At 56.8% G+C, this 21,151-nt stretch carries 15 protein-coding genes; 7 read left to right on the plus strand and 8 right to left on the minus strand.

Annotated features, from left to right (window positions below; genetic code table 11):
* Positions 1-8: 8 nt before the first annotated feature.
* Entirely contained in the window at positions 9-3,791 is a 3,783-nt protein-coding gene (gene amt, locus AC2IAX_RS11060) for an ammonium transporter (RefSeq protein ID WP_494390360.1), read from the plus strand.
* Between the two features lie 128 nt (positions 3,792-3,919).
* Here the strand turns inward: amt and AC2IAX_RS11065 are convergent, their stop codons facing one another.
* From AC2IAX_RS11065 to AC2IAX_RS11075, 3 genes are all read right to left on the minus strand, one after another.
* Positions 3,920-4,645 carry a carbonic anhydrase gene (locus AC2IAX_RS11065; RefSeq protein WP_494387554.1) on the minus strand — a complete coding sequence of 242 codons (726 nt, stop codon included), beginning with the start codon at positions 4,643-4,645 and terminating at the stop codon, positions 3,920-3,922.
* A gap of 79 nt (positions 4,646-4,724) precedes the next feature.
* Entirely contained in the window at positions 4,725-5,909 is a 1,185-nt protein-coding gene (locus AC2IAX_RS11070) for a GDSL-type esterase/lipase family protein (protein ID WP_494387555.1), read from the minus strand.
* Between the two features lie 285 nt (positions 5,910-6,194).
* Positions 6,195-7,739 carry an ammonium transporter gene (locus AC2IAX_RS11075; RefSeq protein ID WP_494387556.1) on the minus strand — a complete coding sequence of 515 codons (1,545 nt, stop codon included), beginning with the start codon at positions 7,737-7,739 and terminating at the stop codon, positions 6,195-6,197.
* A gap of 810 nt (positions 7,740-8,549) precedes the next feature.
* On the opposite strand from AC2IAX_RS11075, the gene AC2IAX_RS11080 reads away from it, so the two are divergent.
* Entirely contained in the window at positions 8,550-9,452 is a 903-nt protein-coding gene (locus tag AC2IAX_RS11080) for a pentapeptide repeat-containing protein (protein ID WP_494387557.1), read from the plus strand.
* A gap of 61 nt (positions 9,453-9,513) precedes the next feature.
* On the opposite strand, the gene AC2IAX_RS11085 is transcribed toward AC2IAX_RS11080, so the two are convergent.
* From AC2IAX_RS11085 to AC2IAX_RS11105, 5 genes are all read right to left on the minus strand, one after another.
* The gene (locus tag AC2IAX_RS11085; protein WP_494387558.1) at positions 9,514-10,413 is read right to left on the minus strand and encodes an S-methyl-5'-thioadenosine phosphorylase; all 900 of its coding nucleotides are present in this window, start codon (positions 10,411-10,413) and stop codon (positions 9,514-9,516) included.
* A 106-nt stretch (positions 10,414-10,519) separates the two neighbouring features.
* A complete protein-coding gene (locus tag AC2IAX_RS11090) occupies positions 10,520-11,650 on the minus strand; it encodes a glycosyltransferase (RefSeq protein ID WP_494390361.1) in 1,131 nt (376 codons plus the stop codon).
* A 183-nt stretch (positions 11,651-11,833) separates the two neighbouring features.
* Positions 11,834-12,496, minus strand: a complete 663-nt coding sequence (locus AC2IAX_RS11095) for a TVP38/TMEM64 family protein (protein ID WP_494387559.1) — start codon at positions 12,494-12,496, stop codon at positions 11,834-11,836.
* A 152-nt stretch (positions 12,497-12,648) separates the two neighbouring features.
* Positions 12,649-13,800, minus strand: coding sequence for a glycosyltransferase (locus AC2IAX_RS11100; RefSeq protein ID WP_494390362.1), 1,152 nt, complete (start codon positions 13,798-13,800; stop codon positions 12,649-12,651).
* Between the two features lie 242 nt (positions 13,801-14,042).
* The gene (locus AC2IAX_RS11105; RefSeq protein ID WP_494387560.1) at positions 14,043-16,139 is read right to left on the minus strand and encodes a prolyl oligopeptidase family serine peptidase; all 2,097 of its coding nucleotides are present in this window, start codon (positions 16,137-16,139) and stop codon (positions 14,043-14,045) included.
* A 414-nt stretch (positions 16,140-16,553) separates the two neighbouring features.
* On the opposite strand from AC2IAX_RS11105, the gene xth reads away from it, so the two are divergent.
* The 5 genes from xth (at position 16,554) to AC2IAX_RS11130 (ending at position 21,150) form a co-directional block, all read left to right on the plus strand.
* Positions 16,554-17,351 carry an exodeoxyribonuclease III gene (gene xth, locus AC2IAX_RS11110; protein WP_494387561.1) on the plus strand — a complete coding sequence of 266 codons (798 nt, stop codon included), beginning with the start codon at positions 16,554-16,556 and terminating at the stop codon, positions 17,349-17,351.
* Positions 17,352-17,512: 161 nt separating this feature from the next.
* Positions 17,513-18,157 carry an ATP-dependent Clp protease proteolytic subunit gene (locus tag AC2IAX_RS11115; RefSeq protein WP_199291366.1) on the plus strand — a complete coding sequence of 215 codons (645 nt, stop codon included), beginning with the start codon at positions 17,513-17,515 and terminating at the stop codon, positions 18,155-18,157.
* Between the two features lie 80 nt (positions 18,158-18,237).
* Complete coding sequence (locus AC2IAX_RS11120; protein ID WP_463185602.1) at positions 18,238-18,834, plus strand: ATP-dependent Clp protease proteolytic subunit; 597 nt, start codon at positions 18,238-18,240, stop codon at positions 18,832-18,834.
* 233 nt (positions 18,835-19,067) lie between these two features.
* A complete protein-coding gene (locus AC2IAX_RS11125) occupies positions 19,068-19,886 on the plus strand; it encodes a DnaJ domain-containing protein (protein WP_494390363.1) in 819 nt (272 codons plus the stop codon).
* Between the two features lie 91 nt (positions 19,887-19,977).
* Entirely contained in the window at positions 19,978-21,150 is a 1,173-nt protein-coding gene (locus tag AC2IAX_RS11130) for a pyridoxal-phosphate-dependent aminotransferase family protein (protein ID WP_494387562.1), read from the plus strand.
* Position 21,151 lies beyond the last annotated feature (1 nt).

Below are 21,151 nucleotides of genomic sequence, written 5' to 3' on the forward strand. Positions count from 1 at the left end.
GGCTGAATATGCGCGATGTGGCTTGGTTGCTAGGGTGCTCAGGACTCGTGTTTCTGATGCAGCCTGGTTTTATGTGTTTGGAATCGGGCATGACCCGATCGAAAAACAGCATTAATGTGGCGGCCAAAAACCTATCAGATTTTGGCATTTCTGCACTGCTCTACTGGTTGTTTGGATTTGGAGTGATGTTTGGACCCTCTTGGTGGGGTTGGATAGGCCATGACTACTTTGCCCTATCGGTGGAATCGCAGCCTCAACTGGCCGCTTTTTTAATTTTTCAATTAATGTTTTGTGGCACTTCCACCACCATTATTTCCGGTGCGGTGGCGGAACGAATGCGGTTTTCGTCTTATCTAATCGTTTGTTTCCTGTGCTCGGGATTGATTTATCCCCTGTTTGGCCATTGGGCTTGGAAGGGCATGGAAATTGTGGGCGCAAGTCCCGCCGGCCAGGGGGTGGGTTGGTTGCGATCGCTCGGGTTCTATGACTTTGCGGGTTCCACAGTGGTGCATAGCGTGGGGGGCTGGATTGCCCTAGCCACGCTGTTGGTGGTGGGGCCGCGCTGGGGGCGCTATGACGAAGCCACCCGGCAGCACAAAATCAGCGGGTCAAATTTGCCCTTTTCGATGCTTGGGGCCATGATGCTGTGGCTGGGCTGGTTGGGGTTCAATGGCGGCAGCACCCTGGCCCTTAATGAACATGTCCCAGCGGTGTTGGTGCATACGGTGATTGGGGGCGTGGCGGGGATGCTGGGCGGCGGGGCCCTGGGTTGGTACTATCGCCACCGGCCGGATGTGGAATGCCTGATCAACAGTTCCCTGGCGGGCATGGTGGCCGTGACGGCCTGCTGCAATGTGATTACGACCCCGATCGCCCTGGTGGTGGGGTTCACGGGGGCCGCTGTGGCGTTGGCGGTGGAATGGTGGCTCGATCGCCGCCAAATCGATGACGCGGTGGGAGCCGTGCCCATCCATGCGGGGGCCGGAGCCTGGGGCACGCTTTGTGTGGGGCTATTTGGGGATTTGAGCCAAATGCCGGGTGGTTTGGAGCGCCCCCAACAAATTGCCGTGCAACTGTTGGGCATTGGGGTTTGTGTCCTTTGGGCCTTTGGGCTGTCCTACGGGCTGCTGCGTTGGGTCGATCGCCTGCATCCCCTGCGGGTTTCCCTCGCGGAAGAACAGATGGGACTGAACGTGGCGGAGCACCAGGTGAAAACGGAGGTCTATGACCTATTTGAGGTGATGGATCGCCACGCTCGCCAGGGAGATTTGCATTTGCGAGTGTCGGTGGATCCGTTCACGGAGGTGGGCTATATTGCCGAGCGCTACAACCAGGTGATGGATGCCTTGCAGGAAAAGTCCCAGGCGCTGGAGTCCCTGAATGCGAGCCTGGAAGCCCAGGTGCAGCAGCGGACGGCGGAGTTGGAAACCGCCAACCAGGAACTCCAGCGCCTGAACCACCTGAAGGATGATTTGCTGGCAAACACGTCCCATGAACTGCGCACGCCCCTCAATGGCATCATTGGCTTGGCGGAGGCGATGCTGGATGACGATCGGGGAGGATTGAGCGATCGGGAACGGTCAAACCTGGACACGATCGCCGCCAGCGGCCATCGGTTGGCCAATTTGGTGAACGATCTGCTGGACTTTTCCAAGCTGCAACACCAAACGATCGACCTGGCCCTGCGCCCTTGCACCCTGGCCGTGGTGGTGGAACAGGTGTTGCAACTGCACTACGACCAAGCGGAACGTAAGGGCTTGGCGCTGGTGAATGCTATTGATTTGGCCCTGCCGCCCGTGTTGGCGGATTTCAACCGGCTGCAACAGATTTTGCACAACCTGGTTAGCAATGCGCTGAAGTTCACCCAAAGCGGCGAGGTGATTGTTCATGCTCGCCGTTGGCAGCCGGATGCGGAACTGTTGAGTCAGTCGCATCCTGTCGATCCTCAATTGGGGGATCAGCAATTGGGTCAACCATTGGATCAATTAACGGGGGGGGTGATGCCCTCAAGCGCGATCGGGCAGGGTGCTCTGTTCGATCGCCCCGGACTGGATCCGGCAGAATCTGAGCAGCTTGATCGGGAGCAATCTTTCGAGTCGCCTTCGGAAACGGCTGACCAAAAGTGGCTGGCCATTTCCGTCAGTGATACGGGCATTGGCATTCCCGCAGCGGCGATCGAACGTATTTTTGAATCCTTTGAACAGGCCGATCGCTCCACAGCTCGGGAATATGGCGGCACGGGGTTGGGGTTGGCCATTGTGCGGCAACTGGTGGAACTGCATGGGGGCAAAATCTGGGTGGAGTCCCGTCCCGAAGTGGGATCCATCTTTACGCTAACCTTGCCGGTGGCCCTGGAAGCGCCAGCCCTCACCTACGAAATGCCCAGCTTCCGGCGATCGCCCATGATGTTGCGCAAGCCCGCCACGGCCAATTCCAAACCAGCCCCCGAAGCCCCGATCGAGCCGGAACCGATCACCTTGGCTCCGGCCACCGTGGAGGGCGATCGACTCCTGGAAGCCCTCAGCCAGCGGGACACGGAACAGCTCTTGGCCAAGGCCAGCGCCGCCCGCGCCCAACCCAATCAACGGTTCAAAATCCTGATGGTGGACGATGAGCCGGTGAATCTTCAGGTGCTGGAAAATTTCCTGTCCCAGGAGGAGTATGAAATCGTGACCGCCGACAACGGCCCCGCTGCCCTGGCCGTTTTGGAGCAAGGGTTTCAGCCCGATGTGGTGTTGGTGGATGTGATGATGCCGAAAATGACCGGCTATGAGCTGACCCAGCAGTTGCGATCGCGCTATCCCGCCCACAAGCTGCCGATTTTGATGCTCACGGCCAAAAACCAGGTGGAAGACTTGGTGCAAGGTCTCGACTCCGGAGCCAATGACTACCTCACAAAACCCGTTTCCAAGAAGGAGTTGCTGGCCCGTCTGAAAACCCATTTGCAACTGTCCCACATCAACATTGCCTATGGGCGGTTTGTGCCCCACGAGTTCCTGCGTCTGCTGAACAAACAGAGCATTTTGGAGGTGGAGCTGGGCGACCAAGTGGAACGGCAGATGTCGGTTTTGTTTTCGGACATTCGATCGTTCACCACGATCACGGAAAACCTGTTACCGGCCGAGAGTTTCCGGTTCATTAACCGCTATTTAGCCCACATGGAACCGGCAATTCAGCAAAATGGCGGTTTCATTGACAAATTCATTGGCGATGCGGTGATGGCGCTGTTTCCGGAATCGGCCGATGATGCGGTGGCCTCCGCGATCGAAATGCGGCGAAATTTGGAAGTCTTTAACCGCGAACGACAACAGGCGGGTGAAGTGCCGATCGAAATTGGCATTGGCATCAACACCGGCCAAATGCGATTGGGAACGGTGGGCGGCAAAAATCGGATGGATGGGACTGCCATCAGTGACGCGGTTAACTTGGCGGCCCGGTTGGAAACCCTGACTAAGCGCTACCAAAGCAGCGTCCTGATTTCCCACCACACGATCGCTCAGATGGAGGATCCAACGCGCTATCACCTGCGGTTCATCGATCGATTACAGGTGACAGGCAAATCCCGGCCCGTGGCGGTGTTTGAGGCGATCGATGGCGATCCGTCACCCATCCGCGACCAAAAACTTTCCACCATGGCCCATTTTGAGGAAGGCACTTGGCTCTATCACCGTCAAGAGTTCAAGTCGGCGGCCGTTTGTTTTGAGGAATGTTTGCGGCAATTTCCGGGCGATCGGGTGGCTCAAATCTATCTAGAGCGATCGGTTCATGCGGCCCTGCCCACCACGGATTAGGAGCTGATCGATTCCCAACTGTTCGATCGTTTCCTAGCCCCAACAGCCGTAACAAGGGGCTTAAGCCCCTTGTCCCTCGCGATCGCATTACTGTGCAATCAGGGTTTCAGGCGATTGGACAGCGGGCCCTAGCGTGCGCCGCGATAAATTCGCTCCGACTGCTCCGGCGGCAACCAGGCACAGGCTTGGGCTTGGCGCTGGGGTAAGGTCAGGGCCGGCGTGGGCCGGTTCCAGGCCCTTTCCGGCTCCACATATTCCTGGGTTTGGGGGTCGTAGGCATAAATTCGACCCGTTTCGATTTCATAAACCCAAGCATGGAGCCGCAAGCTACCCTGGTTCAGCTTGGCTCGCACACAGGGATAGGTGCGCAGGTTGTCAATTTGGGTGAGCACGTTTTCGGCCACCGTAATTTCCAGCAAATCTTCACCACTACAGGGGCTGTAGTTTTGCAAAACCACCTGGCGTGTTGCTTCCGCATGTTCTAGCCAGCGGCTGACCAGGGGCATTTTGTCTTCCAGCTCTTTGATCTTGAGCAGGCCTTTCATGGCCCCGCAGTGGGAATGGCCGCAAACAACAATTTCACTCACCCCCAAGGCTTCGATCGCATATTCGATCGTGGCTCCTTCACCGCCGTTGGCCGCGCCATAGGGGGGAACGATGTTGCCGGCATTGCGGATCACGAAAATTTCGCCAGGATCCGATTGGGTAATCAGTTCCGGGTCAACGCGGGAGTCAGAACAAGAGATGAAGAGTACACGCGGTTTTTGCCCATGGGCCAGCTCTTCAAACAGCTTTTGATGGGAAGCGAAGTAATCTTGCTGAAACTGCCGCAAGCCTTTAATCAATTTGTGCATGGCGTTCTGTGCATGGCCTGGTTACCCGTGGCCTGGTCGTTGCCCGTCTGGCTGGTGAGTTGGTGAATATCTTACGGCCTTAGGGGCGCTGGTCGTCGGTGGTGGCGGGTGCTTCGCGCCGGTTGGTGTTGCGGGCCCGATCGGGCGACTCAGCCGGACGATTGGCGGGCGCAGCGCTACTGCTGGACGGTTTGCGATCGGCCGGTGAGGCCTTGGGCGTGGGGGAAGGGCGATCGCTCGGAGTTGCCACGTTCCGGTTGTCGGAATCGGTCAATCGCTGGGCCCCGGCCCGGTTTTCTTCGGCGGGTCGCGGTGTGACGGTTAACCCCGCCGCGCCCGATCGCGACAGTTGCAAGAAAGAATCCAGGGCCGCCCGCCAAACCAGATAGCCCCGATCGCTCAAGTGCAGACCGTCGGTGGTGAGATCTGGGTGTAGATTGCCCTGCGGATCGATGAACATCGGAAACAAATCCAAGAAGCCCACCCGCTCATCCCGGGCCACCTGGTTCAACCGGCGGTTAATGCGCTTGATTCGATCGAGCGTGGCCTGTTGCAGGCGGGCCCGGCCTTCCCAGGTGGAGCTAGCCCCGCGATGGGGCAACAGGCTTTGCAACACAATCCGCGAATTCGGATGGGCCCGGCGCAATTCCTGGGTAATGGCCCGGTGATTTTCCACGATCGTGTCATCACTGACCCCTTGCATCAGGTCATTAATCCCGATCGCCACAAAAATCACCTCCGGTTGCAGGCGCGCCAACCCATCCAAGCGCTGCAACAACAACCGGGTCGTATCCCCAGAGATGCCTTGATTCAGCCAAGTGGTTCCCGCCGGCAACAGACGGGACGGAAAGGCCAGGGTTAAGGAATCGCCCACCAACACCGCCAACCGGGCGGGCCGTCGCAGGGCCATCGCATTGGCCTCCTGCCGCCGCCGAGCCACCCATCCTTCATAACTGGTGGCCGCGACGGGCGATCGCTTCGGAGTGGTAACCGTTGCCGCCACAGCCCTGGTGGGCGATCGCTCCAAAGACTCTTGGGTTTGCTGAATCTGGTCAATCGCTTGGGCAATGGCCTTGGCCGCCGCACGGTCTAGACCCGTGACAACCACCAAAAAGGCCACGGCTAATAATCCATTGCCCCACAGAGACCATTTGACCCACCAAGGAGCGCGGGGCTTAGACGGTGAGAAACCACTCGATCGGCGTGACCAGCCAATCGAGCGGCCAAAAATTCCTGTTCGTCGAGCACGCGATCGAGAAAACACGATTTGCCCTGAAACGTTGTGGTGACCCTGCCTTGGTGCAAGCCAACCGGCCCTAACCGGCTCCGTTGGCCTTGCATCCATCGCCAAAAGACCAATTCACTAAGAACTCTAGCGAACTTTGGCCGCAAAAAAAACATCCCTAAACACAAAAGAGGGCGATCGCCCCCTCCTGTGTCATTGAACACCTGTGGTAATCAGTCGCATCCTGACTCAGCAAGTGGCCAAAGTCGTGAAAACCATGAAAATCATCGTTACCCGACCCAGGCCCAGTACCGAGGCTTTTTCCTAGGATGCGGTTTGATCCGAAACACCCATCGCCGCCGTACCCGTGGGGCCGATCGAGGTGTTGTCCTTCACAAAGCCGCTGTAGGCCTCCATGCCGTGCTCGCCAATATCGAGACCGATTGCCTCTTCCTCCGGCGAAACACGGATGCCACCAAACGCATTCAGCACGTACCAGAAGATGGTAGACAGCAGCACCGTCACCCCACCAGCAATGGCAACGCCCAAGAACTGGATGCCCAACTGGGTCAAACCACCACCATAGAACAGGCCCAAACCAGCCGCATCCGCACCCGTTGCATCCTTACCAATGCTGAACAGACCGACCGCCAGCGTGCCCCAAACACCGCAGACCAAGTGCACCGAAGTTGCACCCACCGGGTCATCCACCTTCAGCACCGAGTCAAAGAAGCCCACCGACAGCACCACCAGAATCCCGGCAATGCCACCAATCAACACAGAACCGGGGTAGTCAACCACGTTGCAACCCGCCGTGATGCCCACCAAGCCAGCCAGGATGCCGTTGATCACCATCGACAGATCCGGCTTGCCCGACAGCCACCAGGACGTGAACGTGGCGGTTACGCCACCCGCTGCTGCGGCCAAGTTCGTGGTCACGGCAATGTAAGGCACGGCCGCATTCACGGCCAGGGTGGAAGCGCCGTTAAACCCAAACCAGCAAACCCACAGAATCAAGCAGCCCAGGGTGGCAATGCTCATATTGTGGCCAGGGATGGCGCGGGGTTGGCCGTTGTCATATTTGCCCATCCGGGGCCCCAGAATCGAAGCACCCATCAGCGCTGCCCAACCACCGACGGAGTGTACCGCCGTTGACCCAGCGAAGTCGCGGAAGCCCATGTTGAACAGCCAACCGCCCGTGCCGCTCCAAATCCAACGGCCCGTGATGGCGTAGGACACCCCAACCAGCAGCAAGCTAAAGATCAAGAAGTCCACGAACTTCACCCGCTCAGCCACCGCACCGGACACGATCGTGGCGGCAGTGCCCGCAAAGGCAACTTGGAAGAGGAAGTGCAGCGAGACCGGCAGCCCCGTTGCTTCAATGCCGTAGGTTTCGGGCGTTCCCGACAGGAAGAAGCCCGTCGTGCCAATCACGTTATTGCCTTGGGCAAACATGAAACCATAGCCCAAAGCCCAGAAGGCCAAGGTAGCCAGGGCAAATACAATCAGGTTCTTGGTCAGAACGTTAACGGCGTTCTTCTGACGACAGAAGCCCGTTTCCAACATGCAGAAGCCCGCGTTCATGAAGATCACGAGGATGGCTCCCACTAGAACCCAGGTCATGTTCAGCAGGCCCTGAACGTCCTCCGGTTTGATGGGTTCGGCGGCATGGGCAGCCAGGTTCCAGGTGGCCACAATCACGGCGGCCAGAGGAATGCAGGCTAACCAACCGAGGGAAGTGCGGCGACCGAATACGTCGTGAAAGAACGATCGCCCGGCATTCAGGATCTGGTCAATGGATCGATCGGTGCCCTCGTTAAGGGAGCGCGAATGCCCCTTACGGCGACCCGAGAACTTGAGCCTAGCCATAGACTAACGGTTCCTATAGGGGTTGATGTTGATATGGATGGTTCAGAGACAGGGCGGTTGCTGACTGGTTAAAACTAAGACCATCACTCCTTCTCTAACAATTGCTGCGATTCGCTCACGAATGGGGGAATCAGGAAGCTTCCTGCTCCATCGCGGCGAAGTTGGCTTCATTTGCTCCACAGGCTGAACCGATCGGACTGGCCGCCTTTTGCAGATGCATCGCCTTTGGGAGTGGTTTGCCCCAGGGTTTGACAGGGACTCAATGAAAGCTAGACTGCAATCCAAGACAGTCTCTTGATGCAGCAATTGTCGATCGACGTGGACTTGCTTTAAACACAGGCAATTGCATCAATTTTGTCGAGTATCGTTCTGTATCTAGCGATACTGATCGTTCTGGGCTGTGGGTAGATTCACCGGGACAAAAAGCTGAAGATGGGCGATGTGATCGGGCAGGACTGGCCATATCGTTGGCGGCCGTCGGGGGTGCAAGCCCCGTCCTGTCAGGAGCGACCCTGAGCCGAGGTGTAAAATCAGCATGGTTACGATCGCAGCCCAAACAAAATCCCGATCGCCTAGTCATTTCGCCATGTCGCTGGTTGGCCCTGTCCTTGATTGGCCCAGTCGCTGGGGCCGAAGAGCCGGGGTGTGAATTGGTTTTGAATGGCTCTGTGAAATTGCTAGAACTGCTGAATTGCTGAGCTGGTGTTGAAATCTCTGCCCCAGTCCTTCGGGGGATTTTGAGGACGATTGAAATGTGGATTGTTCATATCCCCCCAACAGCAGCATTGAAGTCCGTGATGAGGCTCCCCCATGGAAGTTAGCGAATTGCTCGAACGCTACGCAGCCGGAGAGCGAGATTTTGACCGCGTTGATTTGTCATCGGCGGATCTCAGTGGGGCCCTGTTGCCCGGTATTTCGCTCCAAGGGGCGGATTTATCAGGGGCTAAGTTGTCTGGCTCCAATTTGGAAGAGGGAAACCTGCGGGAAGCGCGTTTACTGAGCGTGGAGGCGAATCATGTGCAATGGCGTGGAATTAATCTCCGCGAGGTGAAGTTGCGGGATGCGTCATTGCGGGGAGCCAATTTGGTGAATGCGAACTGCATTGGGGCGGATTTGAGCGGCGTGGATTTGGGCGATCGGGCCAATTTGTCCGGTTGCTCCATGCGGGCCACCAAGTTGGTCGGTGCGAATTTGCGGGAAGCGGTGTTGATAGAGTCCAATCTCAGTGAAGCGGATTTGCATCAGGCCAACCTGGAAGGGGCCAACATGCGAGAGGCCACGTTGCACCACGCCAAGCTCACGGAAGCCAATTTGACCAAGGCGAACCTGACGCGGGCCAATTTGACCAAGGCCAATTTTTCAGATTCGGTGTTGGTGGGGGCGATGTTGCTGGAGGTTTATGCCAGTAGCACGGTGTTTTTGGCGGCGGATTTGTCCAGTTGCGACCTGCGGCGAGCCAAGGCGATCGGGGCGGATTTCACGGCGGCCAAACTGCTGAAGGGCAATTTGCGGGAAACCAATCTCAGTTGGTCAACGTTGCGCCAAGCGGATTTGAGCGATGCCAATTTGTTTCAGGCTCGCTTGCAATGGACGAATTTCAGCAGTGCTGTGCTGCGGGGGGCGGTGTTGATTGATGCGGATTTGTCCCAGGCCAACACTCGGGCGGTGGTTTGGACGGGGGCGATCGGCCCGGATGGCCAGGCCCATTACTAACAAGCCGTGGATTAACCCATTCAGCCGATCGATCAGGATCTTTTGCTCAGTGGGTGCTGCGTTAACGATAGGGAGCCAACAGGGGGGCGAGCCGATCGAGCGTGGCGGTGGGCACTTTGTCCAGGGGGGTGAGCAGCGCACCGGCCAGGGCCTGATGGGCGATCGACGCGGGCGGTTGGGCCCCCAAACGGCGGACGGTTTCCCGGATGACCGATCGGGCGTTGTCGGCATTGCGATGCAAGTTCCCAATCACCATCTCGGTGGTTACGCTGTCGTGATCGGGGTGCCAACAGTCGTAGTCCGTGACCAGGGCGATCGTGCAGTAGGCGATTTCCGCTTCTCGGGCCAGCTTGGCTTCCGGTAAGTTGGTCATGCCAATGACGGTGGCTCCCCAACTTTGATAGAGCTGGGATTCGGCCCGCGTGGAGAAAGCCGGCCCTTCCATGCAGAGATAGGTTCCGCCCCGATGCAAGGTCACCTCCGACAGGGCCAGGGAGTCGATCGCCTCAGCCACCAAGCCCGACAACGCTGCACAGATGGGATCGCCAAAGGCAATATGAGCCACTAGCCCATCGCCAAAAAAGGTGGAAACCCGGTTACGGGTGCGATCGATGAACTGATCTGGCAACACGATATCCAGAGGCTTCGCCGCCATTTGCAACGATCCCACCGCCGACACGGACAGGAGATAGCGCACACCCAAGGTTTTGAGGGCCCAAATATTGGCGCGGTAGGGCACTTCCGTGGGCAGCAGGTGATGGTGGCGGCCATGGCGGGCCAGAAAGGCCACGGGCACACCGTCCAAGGTTCCGGTGATGATTGCGTCGGAGGTGGGGCCAAAAGGGGTGTCAATCCGCCGTTCTTGGGGATTTTGCAGCGCCTCCATCTGATAGAGACCGCTGCCGCCCAGAATGCCAATGGCGATCGTGTCGCTTGTTAAGTCCGTCGTTGAGTCAGTCATGGTTGAGAGGTTAGGACGCTGCGTTAGGAAGATAATTCAAAGGTTATGCAACAGTGCTCAGTCAGCCAGTGGGGGCAATCGCCCGGCTAGGGGATGCCATTTCAGCCTAAGCCGCCTGTCGCTGACTCATGCTCAAGATTCCGTAGTAATAGTCCTTCAGTTGGCGGGTGGCGGCGGCCCAGCCCCAGCGTTCAGCCTCGGCCCGCGCGGCCGATCGCAGATCAGCTCGCTGGCTGGGGTCGGCAAACAGGCGCTGGGTGGCAGTGACGGCCCCTTGGTCATCGGTGGGGTCAAAGAGGAAGCCGTTTACGCCGTCGGTGACGATATCGGGGATGCCGCCCGCATTGGCCGCCACCACGGGACAGCCGGCCGCCATTGCTTCCAACAGCACCAGACCAAGGGTTTCCGTGCGCGAGGGGAAGATGAATGCATCGGCGCTGGCATAGGCGGCGGCCAGCTCCAGGCCGCGCAAATAGCCGACGAAGTGGGTGTTAGTTCCGGCAAAAAATTCCTCCAGTTCGGCGCGGTAGGGGCCGTCCCCCACGAGGGCAAGCCGCGCGCCGGGAATTGATTCGAGCACGGGCCGGATCCGATCGACCTCCTTTTCAGCGGACAGGCGACCGATGTAGATCAACAGGGGCGCGTCTGGGTGGCCTTGGCTGAGGAAGTCGCGCATTTCGGCGGTGGCGCGATCGGGCGTGAAGCTGTCCGTGTCTACGCCGCGCTGCCAAAGGGCGGTGCGCTCGATGCCATGGTCGCTCAGTTGCTGCACCATGGCGGTAGAGGTGCAAAGGTTAATATCTGCTAGGTTGTGGGCGGTTTTCAGCAGTTCCCACAGCAAGCCTTCTAGCATTCCCAAACCGTAATGGTGAAGATATTGCGGCAGGTGCGTGTGATAGGAAGCCACGAGGGGCAATTGCCGAGTTTTGGCGTAATAAATGCCGCCCAAACCGACAACAGCCGGGTTAACCACATGAATTAAATCGGGCCGAAAATGATCCAGTTCGCGACCAATGGCCGGGCGTGGCAGGGCGATTTTTAGCTCAGGATATTGCGGCAGCGGAAACCCCGAAACCCCGAAAACTTTTGAGCCGTTGTAATCCTGTAAACCCAAATCGGGCGTGACGATTAGTACCTCATCGCCCATTTTTTGCAGGTGATCGATCGTGTGGCGCAGACGGGTCACGATCCCATCAATTTTGGGCAAAAAGGTTTCGGTAAACAGCGCAATTCGCATAGGTTCCGTGCGGGGCAACAGGGACAAAATGGGCAAGGGGCCAGCGGCACAAGACGGGCGATCGCCCGATGTAGATTAAGGCTCGGTTAATGCCAAGCCTAGACTAGGCGATGGTTTCAGCCTATTCCCGCCGATATTTGCCTCAGGATACCGCTTGGGGGTGATCGATCGGCCCCAGCGGCATTATTCGCGCCCCGCCAAGCGTGCCAACCGATGGCTATACCAAGTGGCCCCAATGATCAGCAGCCCGATCGCCCCGAGGGTCAAACTCAGGGGCAAAAATTGCCCTCGGCTAATGGCTTCAGTGCCGGAGCTGCCCAATTGCACAAATAAAAATACGCCGGGGCCCGTACCCGCAATGGTGGCGATTAGGTAATCCCGAAATCGCACGGAGGTTAAACCGGCGGTGTAGTTCGCCAAACCGTAGGGCAAAATCGGCAGTAAACGCACGGCAAACATATAGGCAAAGCCGTGGCGGCGAATTTCTTGATCCATTTCTTGCCAGCGATCGGCGAGGCGACGCTCAAAGGCGGGCCGAGCCAACCAACGACTGAGATAAAAGGAAGCGATCGCCGCCAAAATAGCCGCCAAGCTCGTCCAAATTGTGCCCCAAATCGAGCCGAATAATGCGCCCCCCAAAAGGTTTAAAGCCGTTGAGGGTAGCATCAACATGGTGACGGCAAGATAGACCACCATATACACCAATGGTGCGAGCCAACCCGTGCCCCCAATTTGGGTGCGTAGCCGTTCGATATCAATCATGCCCAAGCTGTAAAACATTGCCCCGATCGCCCCGAGGCAAAAGAACAGTAGCAGCACAATCCAACGTTTTTTGGGGGGCTTCATGGGGTGCTTGGGGGATAGGAAATGAAGCGGTTTATCAGGGGACGAGGTAAGGGGCTTAGGGCCTATCGTCATTGTGCCTAAAACCCTGGATCTACTGTTAGCGGATCGTGGGGGGCAAGGGGCTTAAGCCCCTTGTCTGGGGGATGGGTGGTCTAGGGATTGGGGAGTTCGGCTCGATCGCGATCGGTGACCCGCCAACTGAGTTTGGTATTGAGCCAAAAGTTCCAGAAGGTGACCAAACCGATCGCAATCAAGTTGGCTAAATAGCGGTATTGACCCGAAAAAATCACATTGAAAAAGAGATTCAGAATTAGAACATTTAGAATCAGACCCATTAAGCAAATTAAGTTGAATTTTAAGAAGCGTTCGAGGCGACGACGAAAGCCGGTTTGACGTTGGGATAAGTCCCGAAAAGTCCAGCGATCGTTCCACCAAAAATTATTCAAAATTGCCACTTCCGCCGCAATAATTTTGCTGCGAGTAAGCCCCCAACCCAAGGTGCTAGGGTCGCTGAGGGCGTAGAGCACCGCCATGTCTACGATTACTCCACTGAAGCCGACAATGCCAAACCGGATAAAACGCTGAACCGGAAAGCGATCGAGCCGTAGCCGCAGTAGGTGAGCTAAATAGTCGATCGCGTGATACCAAGTAACTTTGGTTTCACCCGATTGCCGCTCGCGAAATTCGTAGGGGAGGGTTTTGACACGTCCAAAATCGCCTTTGGCTAACACTTCAATCAGGATTTTATAGCCCAGGGGGTTCAGAGTTTTCTGGGCGATCGCGCTGCGTTTCAGGACAAAATAGCCACTCAAGGGATCGGACACACGCCCCACCACGTCGGGCAACAAGGCTAACCCCAAAATTTGCGCACCCCGAGAGGTGAGCCGTCGCCACAGGCTCCAATCGCTGATGCCGCCGCCGGGATCATTGCGACTGGCGGCCACCAAATCGGCTCCGGCCAAAATTTGCGCCACCATCTCTGGCAACAGTTGTTCATCGTGTTGGCCATCGCCATCAATCACACCCAAAATTTCGCCCTTAGCCACTTGCCAACCGCGAATCACAGCGGTGGCCAATCCTCGTTCATAGTGACGACAAAGCACCCGCAATTGGGGAAACTCGGCGGTTAATTCCTGGGCAATTTTCCAGGTGCGATCGGTGCTGTTGTCATCCACCACAATGATTTCGTAATCATTCGGCAAGGACTGATCCAGAATCACCACGAGCGATCGCACCAAGGCTGCAATATTCTCAGCTTCTTCGTAGGTGGGAATGACCAAAGAAAACCGCAGCGATCGCGCCATCACCGTCAGCTTGCCGCCCCGGGGTGAGAGGTCAGAAAACTGGGCGATCGCTTGATCTAGATTGATGGGTTGCTGGAGATGATCCGCATGGCGAATCTCAATTTGAAATTCTGCCGTGGTCGGTTCGCCCCAAGTGGATTGATGCAACAGCAAATCCGGTAGCGAATCGATGCATAATTCACCCGTGGGAACCGGTTCGATCGGTCGCATGGTAGCTCGCACCGTTGGCATCCCAACCATCATTAGACCTCAGTAACCTGGGCCACCAACCGAGGCTGAAAATCGAGAGTTTTGACCAAGAATGCTAACTTATCGCTGGCTTCTTCCACGATTTTGGTGGTGGGTTTTCCAGCTCCGTGACCTGCTTTCGTTTCAATCCGAATCAGGGTCGGTGCATCGCCACTTTGGGCCGCTTGTAACGCCGCCGTGAACTTGAAACTATGGGCGGGAACCACGCGATCGTCTCGCTCGCCGGTAGTAACCAGAGTGGCGGGATAAGCCGTGCCCGATCGCAAATTATGCAGCGGTGAATAGGCATAAAGTGCCTTAAATTCCGCTTCGTTTTCCGGCGATCCATAGTCGGAACACCAGGCCCAACCGATCGTAAATTGCGGGAAGCGCAGCATATCCATCACCCCCACCGCTGGCAGGGCCGCCCCAAACAAATCGGGCCGCTGAATTAGGCAAGCCCCCACCAACAAACCACCATTACTGCCACCGGAAATCGCCAACCGCTGAGGCTTGGTGTATTGATTCGTAATCAACCATTCCGCCGCAGCAATAAAGTCATCAAAGACATTTTGCTTTTGTAGTTTTGTGCCCGCTTCATGCCACGCTTCGCCATATTCTCCGCCACCCCGCAAGTTGGCAACGGCATAGATGCCGCCCATTTCCATCCACACCAAATTGGACACGGAAAACACAGGCGTGAGGGACACATTGAACCCACCATAGCCATAGAGAATGGTGGGGTGATCGCCGGTCAGATCTAAGCCCTTTTTATGGCTAATAAATAGCGGAATCTGTGTACCATCTTTGCTGCGATAGAAAACCTGGTTTGTTTCGTAATCGTCCGGGTTGAACGCCACCATTGGCTCTCGAAAAAGCTGACTGGTTTGGCTGGCAAAGTCGTAGCGATAAATGCGTGTGGGAGTGGTGTAACTGGTGAAACTATAGAAGGTTTCCCGATCGCCCCGTTTGCCCTGGAATCCCCCGATCGAACCGATGCCCGGCAACTCGATTTCAAACTGGAATTGCCCTTGCAAATTAAAAAACTGCACCGTCGATCGCGCGTCCTGCAAATATTCCACCACAAACCCATCATTCAGGGTGGAAACCGCATCCAGCTTGTCGGTTGCTTCGGGAATTACTTCTTGGATCGTGGCTTGCCAATCGGTGCTGGTTGCGTCGAGGTCGATCGCCACCACCCGACCCATGGGCGCTTGCCAGTTGGTTTCAAACCAGCCGATCGCCCCATCGTTATCAATAAATCCAAACCCTCCGACCCAATCGTCTACCAATTCCCGCACGGGGGAATCCGGTTGCCGCAGATCTTTCACAAACAACAAATTCTTTGCGTCGGTTCCCTTCCAAGCAGAAATCAACAGATAGGAACCATCCTCACTGACCCTGCCCCCAAAGCCCCATTCCGGTTGATCGGGCCGCTCATAAATCAGCAGATCAGCCGTTTGCTCAGTGCCCAGTTCGTGATAGTAAAGCTTCTGGAAATAGTTCGTATCTTGGAACTGGTTTTCTGCGCTGGGTTCGTCGTAGCGACTGTAGAAAAAGCCGCGATTGTCCGGTGTCCAGGAAGCGCCAGAAAACTTCACCCAATCCAGGCGATCGGGCAAATCTTCGCCGGTTTCCACCTGTCGCACTCGCCAAGTTTGCCAATCGGAACCTGCCGTGGACAAGCCATAGGCCATCAACGATCCATCCTGGGTGAAGGCAATGCCCGACAGGGCCACCGTGCCATCATCCGAAAGCTGATTGGGGTCGAGCAAAACGCGCGGTTCCCCATCCAGGCGATCGAGCGTATACAAGACGCTTTGGTTTTGTAGCCCGTCGTTTTTGTAATAGAAATAGCGATTGCCCCGCTTCCAAGGCACGCTCAATTTTTCATAATCCCAAAGTTGCAGCATCCGGTCATAAATGGGCGATCGCGCCGGAATTTGCGCCAAATAATCAAAGGTCAATTGATTTTGGGCGGCAATCCAATCGGCCGTTTCGGTCGCGTTGGCATCTTCTAACCAGCGGTAGGGGTCAGGCACCGAAACGCCGTGGTAGATGTCCACTTGGTCAACGGTGCGGCTGGTGGGATAGGCAAAACGATCGGCCATGGGATGCTACAAAAAATTCATGTCCGGGGTCTATTGTACGGGCGCGGGCCCGACTGTAGCGGTATTCTGGGAAAGCTTTGGGGCCAAGATCAGGGTTTAAACCTGATTCTCATCCCTTGTTAATGCCGACACCATCAATCAAATGTTAAGGCTAATCACTAGTTAATAAATACCATGACCAGTGAATTTCAAAAGCACAGACAAGGGGCTTAAGCCCCTTGCCCCAGTGACTACGATTAACACCCTGTATCCTCAGATCGGTTAATCCCAAAATAGTAGACAAGGGGCTTAAGACCCTTGCCCCAGTGACTACGATTAACATCCTGAATCCTCCGATGGATTAATCCCAAAATAGTAGACAAGGGGCTTAAGCCCCTTGCCCCTTCAGCTACAGCTAACAGCCTGATCGCCCCTATGAAAATCGCCACTTGGAACGTTAATTCTGTTCGATCGCGCCTCGATCATGTCACCGGTTGGTTGCAGGAAAATCCGGTGGATTTTCTTTGTTTACAGGAAACCAAGGTAATTGATAGCGACTTTCCCCGATCGGCTTTTACGGATTTGGGCTATCACCTGGAAATTTCGGGACAAAAGAGCTACAACGGCGTGGCGATTGCCAGTCGGCAACCGATCGATCAATGTTTGATTGGGTTTGGTGCGGTTTTAGATCCGGAATTAGTGGGTGATTTAGATGATCAAAAACGAGTGATCGCAGTTCGATCGGGCGAATTGATCTTGGTCGATCTCTACGTGCCCAATGGTTCTGAAATTGGCAGTGAAAAATATGCTTACAAACTGCGTTGGTTGGCGTTACTCAAAACCTACTTGACGAAATTATTAACCCAGCATCCCAAAATTTGTGTTTGCGGTGATTTTAATATTGCCTATGAAGATCGCGATATTCATAATCCCAAAAACCGCGAAACCCATATTATGTCCTCCGACGATGAGCGAGCAGCCCTGAAAAATAGCGTTTTTGACTTGGGTTTTCAGGACGCTTTTCGCTTGTTTTGTGATCAGGGCGATCGCTTCAGTTGGTGGGACTATCGATCGGGCGGTTTCCAACGCAATCGCGGCTGGCGCATTGACCATTTGTATTTGTCACCAGCCTTGATTCCCGCTGCCCGCCATTGCGATATTGATCTTGAGCCGCGCAAACTCGAAAAGCCCAGCGACCACACGCCCGTGGTGTTGGATTTGGCGATCGATTAACCACCCCTTGGGGCGATCGCGCTGACCGATCGCCCAACCGTCCCCCATTGCCCAGAGAACCGCCAAGCCCAGACTCAACCGGCCGTCAGCGTTGCGCGTTAGTATTTTGGAAGTATGACTGCTGTTTGCGCAGCAGCGCCCTGAATTTTCTGAATCTGCCGATGACTCCCAAGATCGAGGCCGTTCAAGCGCCCTACTACGGCGATACCGCGTACCGGACTCCCCCGCCAGACCTTCCCTCCCTGTTGCTCAAGGAGCGGATCGTTTACTTGGGAATGCCCCTCGTACCTGCCGTCACCGAGCTGATTATTGCCGAGCTGTTGTATTTGCAATACGACGACCCCGAAAAGCCGATTCGGATCTACATCAACTCCTTCGGCAACTTGGGCTTCGAGACGGATGCCTTTGCCATCTGTGACACGATGCGCTACATCAAGCCGCCGGTACACACCATTTGCCTGGGCTTGGCGGCGGGCACATCGGCCATGTTGCTCGCGGCGGGCACGAAGGGCTGTCGGGCCAGTTTGCCCAACTCCAAGATTGTGCTGCAACAACCCCAAGGCGGCGCGCGCGGTCAGGCCACGGACATTCAAATCCAGGCGGAAGAGGTGCTGCGCAACAAGCGGGTGATGCTGGATATTTTGTCGGAATGCACCGGGCAAACCACTGACAAGCTCACCAAAGACATGAATCGCCGGTTCTACATGACTCCGGCCGAAGCGAAGGAATACGGGATCATTGACACGATCCTAGAATCATCGGAGGGGCTGCCTAAGCCGGTGGTGAATTCGGTGGGGTTGGGCTAGGTTGCCCGATCGCCCTGATGACGCTCCCAATCCATCCAACCACCCACTAGTCAGCCATTTGAAGAAGGAGTCTCGATCCTATGCCGATTGGCATTCCCCAAGTTCCCTATCGTCTGCCGGGTAGCCAATACACCCAGTGGATCAGCATCTATAACCGCCTGTACCAGGAGCGGATCATCTTTTTGGGTAAAGAGGTGGACGACGAAATCGCCAACGAAATCGTGGCGGTGATGCTCTACCTCGACTCGGAAGACAACAGCAAGGACATTGTGCTGTACATCAACTCGCCGGGTGGTTCGGTAACGGCGGGGATGGCGATTTATGACACGATGCAGCACATCAAATCCGACGTGGTGACGGTGTGCGTGGGCTTGGCGGCCTCGATGGGGGCCTTCCTGCTGGCGGCCGGGGCCAAGGGCAAGCGGTTGGCGCTGCCCCATGCCCGGATCATGATTCACCAGCCGAGTATGGGCGGTTTCCGCGGCCAAGCCACGGATATCGACATTGAGGCCAAGGAAATTCTGAAAACCCGCAGCCAGTTGGATGAAATCCTGGCGCTGCGGACGGGCCAAAGCCTGGAGAAGGTGAAGAAGGATACGGAGCGGGATTATTGGCTGTCGGCGGAAGAGTCGAAGGACTACGGCTTGATCGATCGGGTGATTGAGTCGCGGGACTAGGGCCGGTCGTTACTTCGACCACGGTGGACAAGGGGCTTAAGCCCCTTGTTTGATCTCTGCCCCTTGCCCGATCACGGCAGGGTTCACCACGGGGCGATCGATTCGAGAGCGAGTCGATCGCCCCTCATCTTTGACCCGTAATTGGGTTGAATCGTGGCAACGGGGTTCGATCGGTTATTTTTAAAAGGGTTTGGGGTGCTCGCCAGGATTTTGGGTGAGGAACTGAGGTGGCTATGGCCTTGACGGTGCGGGACTGCTATCGACTGCTGGAACTGCCGCCGGGTGCGCCGGTGACAGATATCAAGCGGGCCTATCGGCGGCTGGCCCGGCGCTACCATCCCGACTCGGGCCATCGATCGGCTTCGGCAGAAACCTTTGCGACCTTGGCCCAGGCCTACCGGGCCCTGATGGAGCGATCGGGGCGGCCCAGTGCAACGGTTCCTTGGTCTGGGTCGTCGTCGGCTACGGTTGCTGCGCCGTCCCCGCCGCCGCCCGCGGCCCGATCGCCCCAGTCCCCACCCCCACCGGCCGCATCCCCGCCGCCGCCTCGGGAACCTGCCCCAGCGCCTAACTCAGCGACTAACTCAGCGCCTAACTCAGCAACTCGCCCAGCAACCAATCAAGCGCCTGACCCAGCGTCTAATCCAGCAACTAACCCAGCGGCTCAGTCTAATCGCTACCCATCAACCGCACGATCGACCGCGCGATCGACCGTGAAACCTCAGGTGCAGGTGAATCCGTCCCTGTCGCCCTTTGAGCAAGAGTTAAAGGAAAATGCGTTCCGCCGATTACAGGAGCTGTTCCAGGGGGGCCGATTCCCCAGCGCGATCGCCCTGGCGGAGGGGCTGGCCCAACGGCTCGATCGGGATGAAGAGGTGAAACAGTGGCTGGCGATCGCCTATCACCGTTGGGGCCGGGAACTCATTAACCGAGGCCAGGGCAGCCGTGCCGAAACCTATTTGAAAAAAGCCCTCAACACCGACCCCCGCAATCGTCAGTTGTGGCTGTTGGTCGATCACGAGTTGCAGCGGCTGAGTTTGCGCTCAAGCTAGGGGCCAAAAAATCTTAATCAGGCTTCATCGTTGGGCGATCGGCCAGCTTTTATCATGGGTCAATCATAAAAGACCTGTTTTTTAGAGCCTTATGATTGCCGCAGTTCCCAACCCCACCGCCTCCGCGCCCACCGTTAGCGATCGCCACCGCCTGCAAACCAGCCAACTGAACGTGCCGCCGCGTCTGCTGTTGGGGCCTGGCCCCTCGAATGCTCACCCCCGGGTGCTCCAGGCGATCGGGATGCGGCAAGTGGGCCACCTTGACCCGCGTTTCATTGAGCTGATGAACGAGGTGCAAGAGCTGCTGCGCTACGCCTGGCAAACGGACAACGCCCTCACAATTCCGGTCAGTGGCACGGGCAGCGCCGCCATGGAAGCCACCCTCGCCAATTTGGTGGAACCGGGAGATGTGGTGTTGGTGGGGGTAAATGGCTACTTTGGCCATCGGATGAGCGACATGGCCAGCCGCTACGGTGCGGAAGTGCGGCAAATTCACCGACCCTGGGGCGAGGCATTCTCGTTGTCGGAGTTGCGCACCGCCCTGGAAACCCACCGGCCGGCAATCCTCGGGTTAGTTCATGCGGAAACCTCCACCGGGGCCCGGCAACCCCTCGAAGGCGTGAGCGATCTCTGCCGAGAATTTGACTGCCTGTTGTTGGTGGATACGGTCACCAGCTTGGGTGGTGTGCCGCTATTTTTGGATGTTTGGGGCGTGGATGCGGCCTACAGCGGTAGTCAAAAGTGCTTGAGCTGTCCGCCGGGGATTTCGCCTTTTACCCTGGGCGATCGGGCCTTGGCTAAGCTGCGGGCCCGCAAAACCCCCGTGGCTAACTGGTATTTGGATATGGCGTTGGTGGGCAAATATTGGGGGAGCGATCGCACCTACCACCACACCGCCCCGATCAACATGAACTATGCCCTGCGAGAGGCCCTGCGCCTGGTGGCTGAAGAGGGCCTCGAAGCTCGCTGGCAACGCCATACCGATAATGCGCGGCTGCTGTGGGATGGGCTGGCGGCCATGGGGCTGAAATGCCAGGTGGCCGAAGAGATTCGCCTACCGTCGTTGACCACCGTTTGTGTACCCGAGGGGGTGGATGCCAAGGCCGTAGGCCGTCGCCTGCTGGAGGATTACAACATCGAAATTGGCGGCGGCTTGGGCGAGTTGGCCGGCAAGGTTTGGCGAGTGGGGCTGATGGGCTTTAACAGTCGGCCCGAAACGGTGCTGACCCTGTTGAAGGCCCTGGAGCAAGTGCTGGATCGCTAGC

Source organism: Limnothrix sp. HT2024 (genome assembly GCF_059138625.1).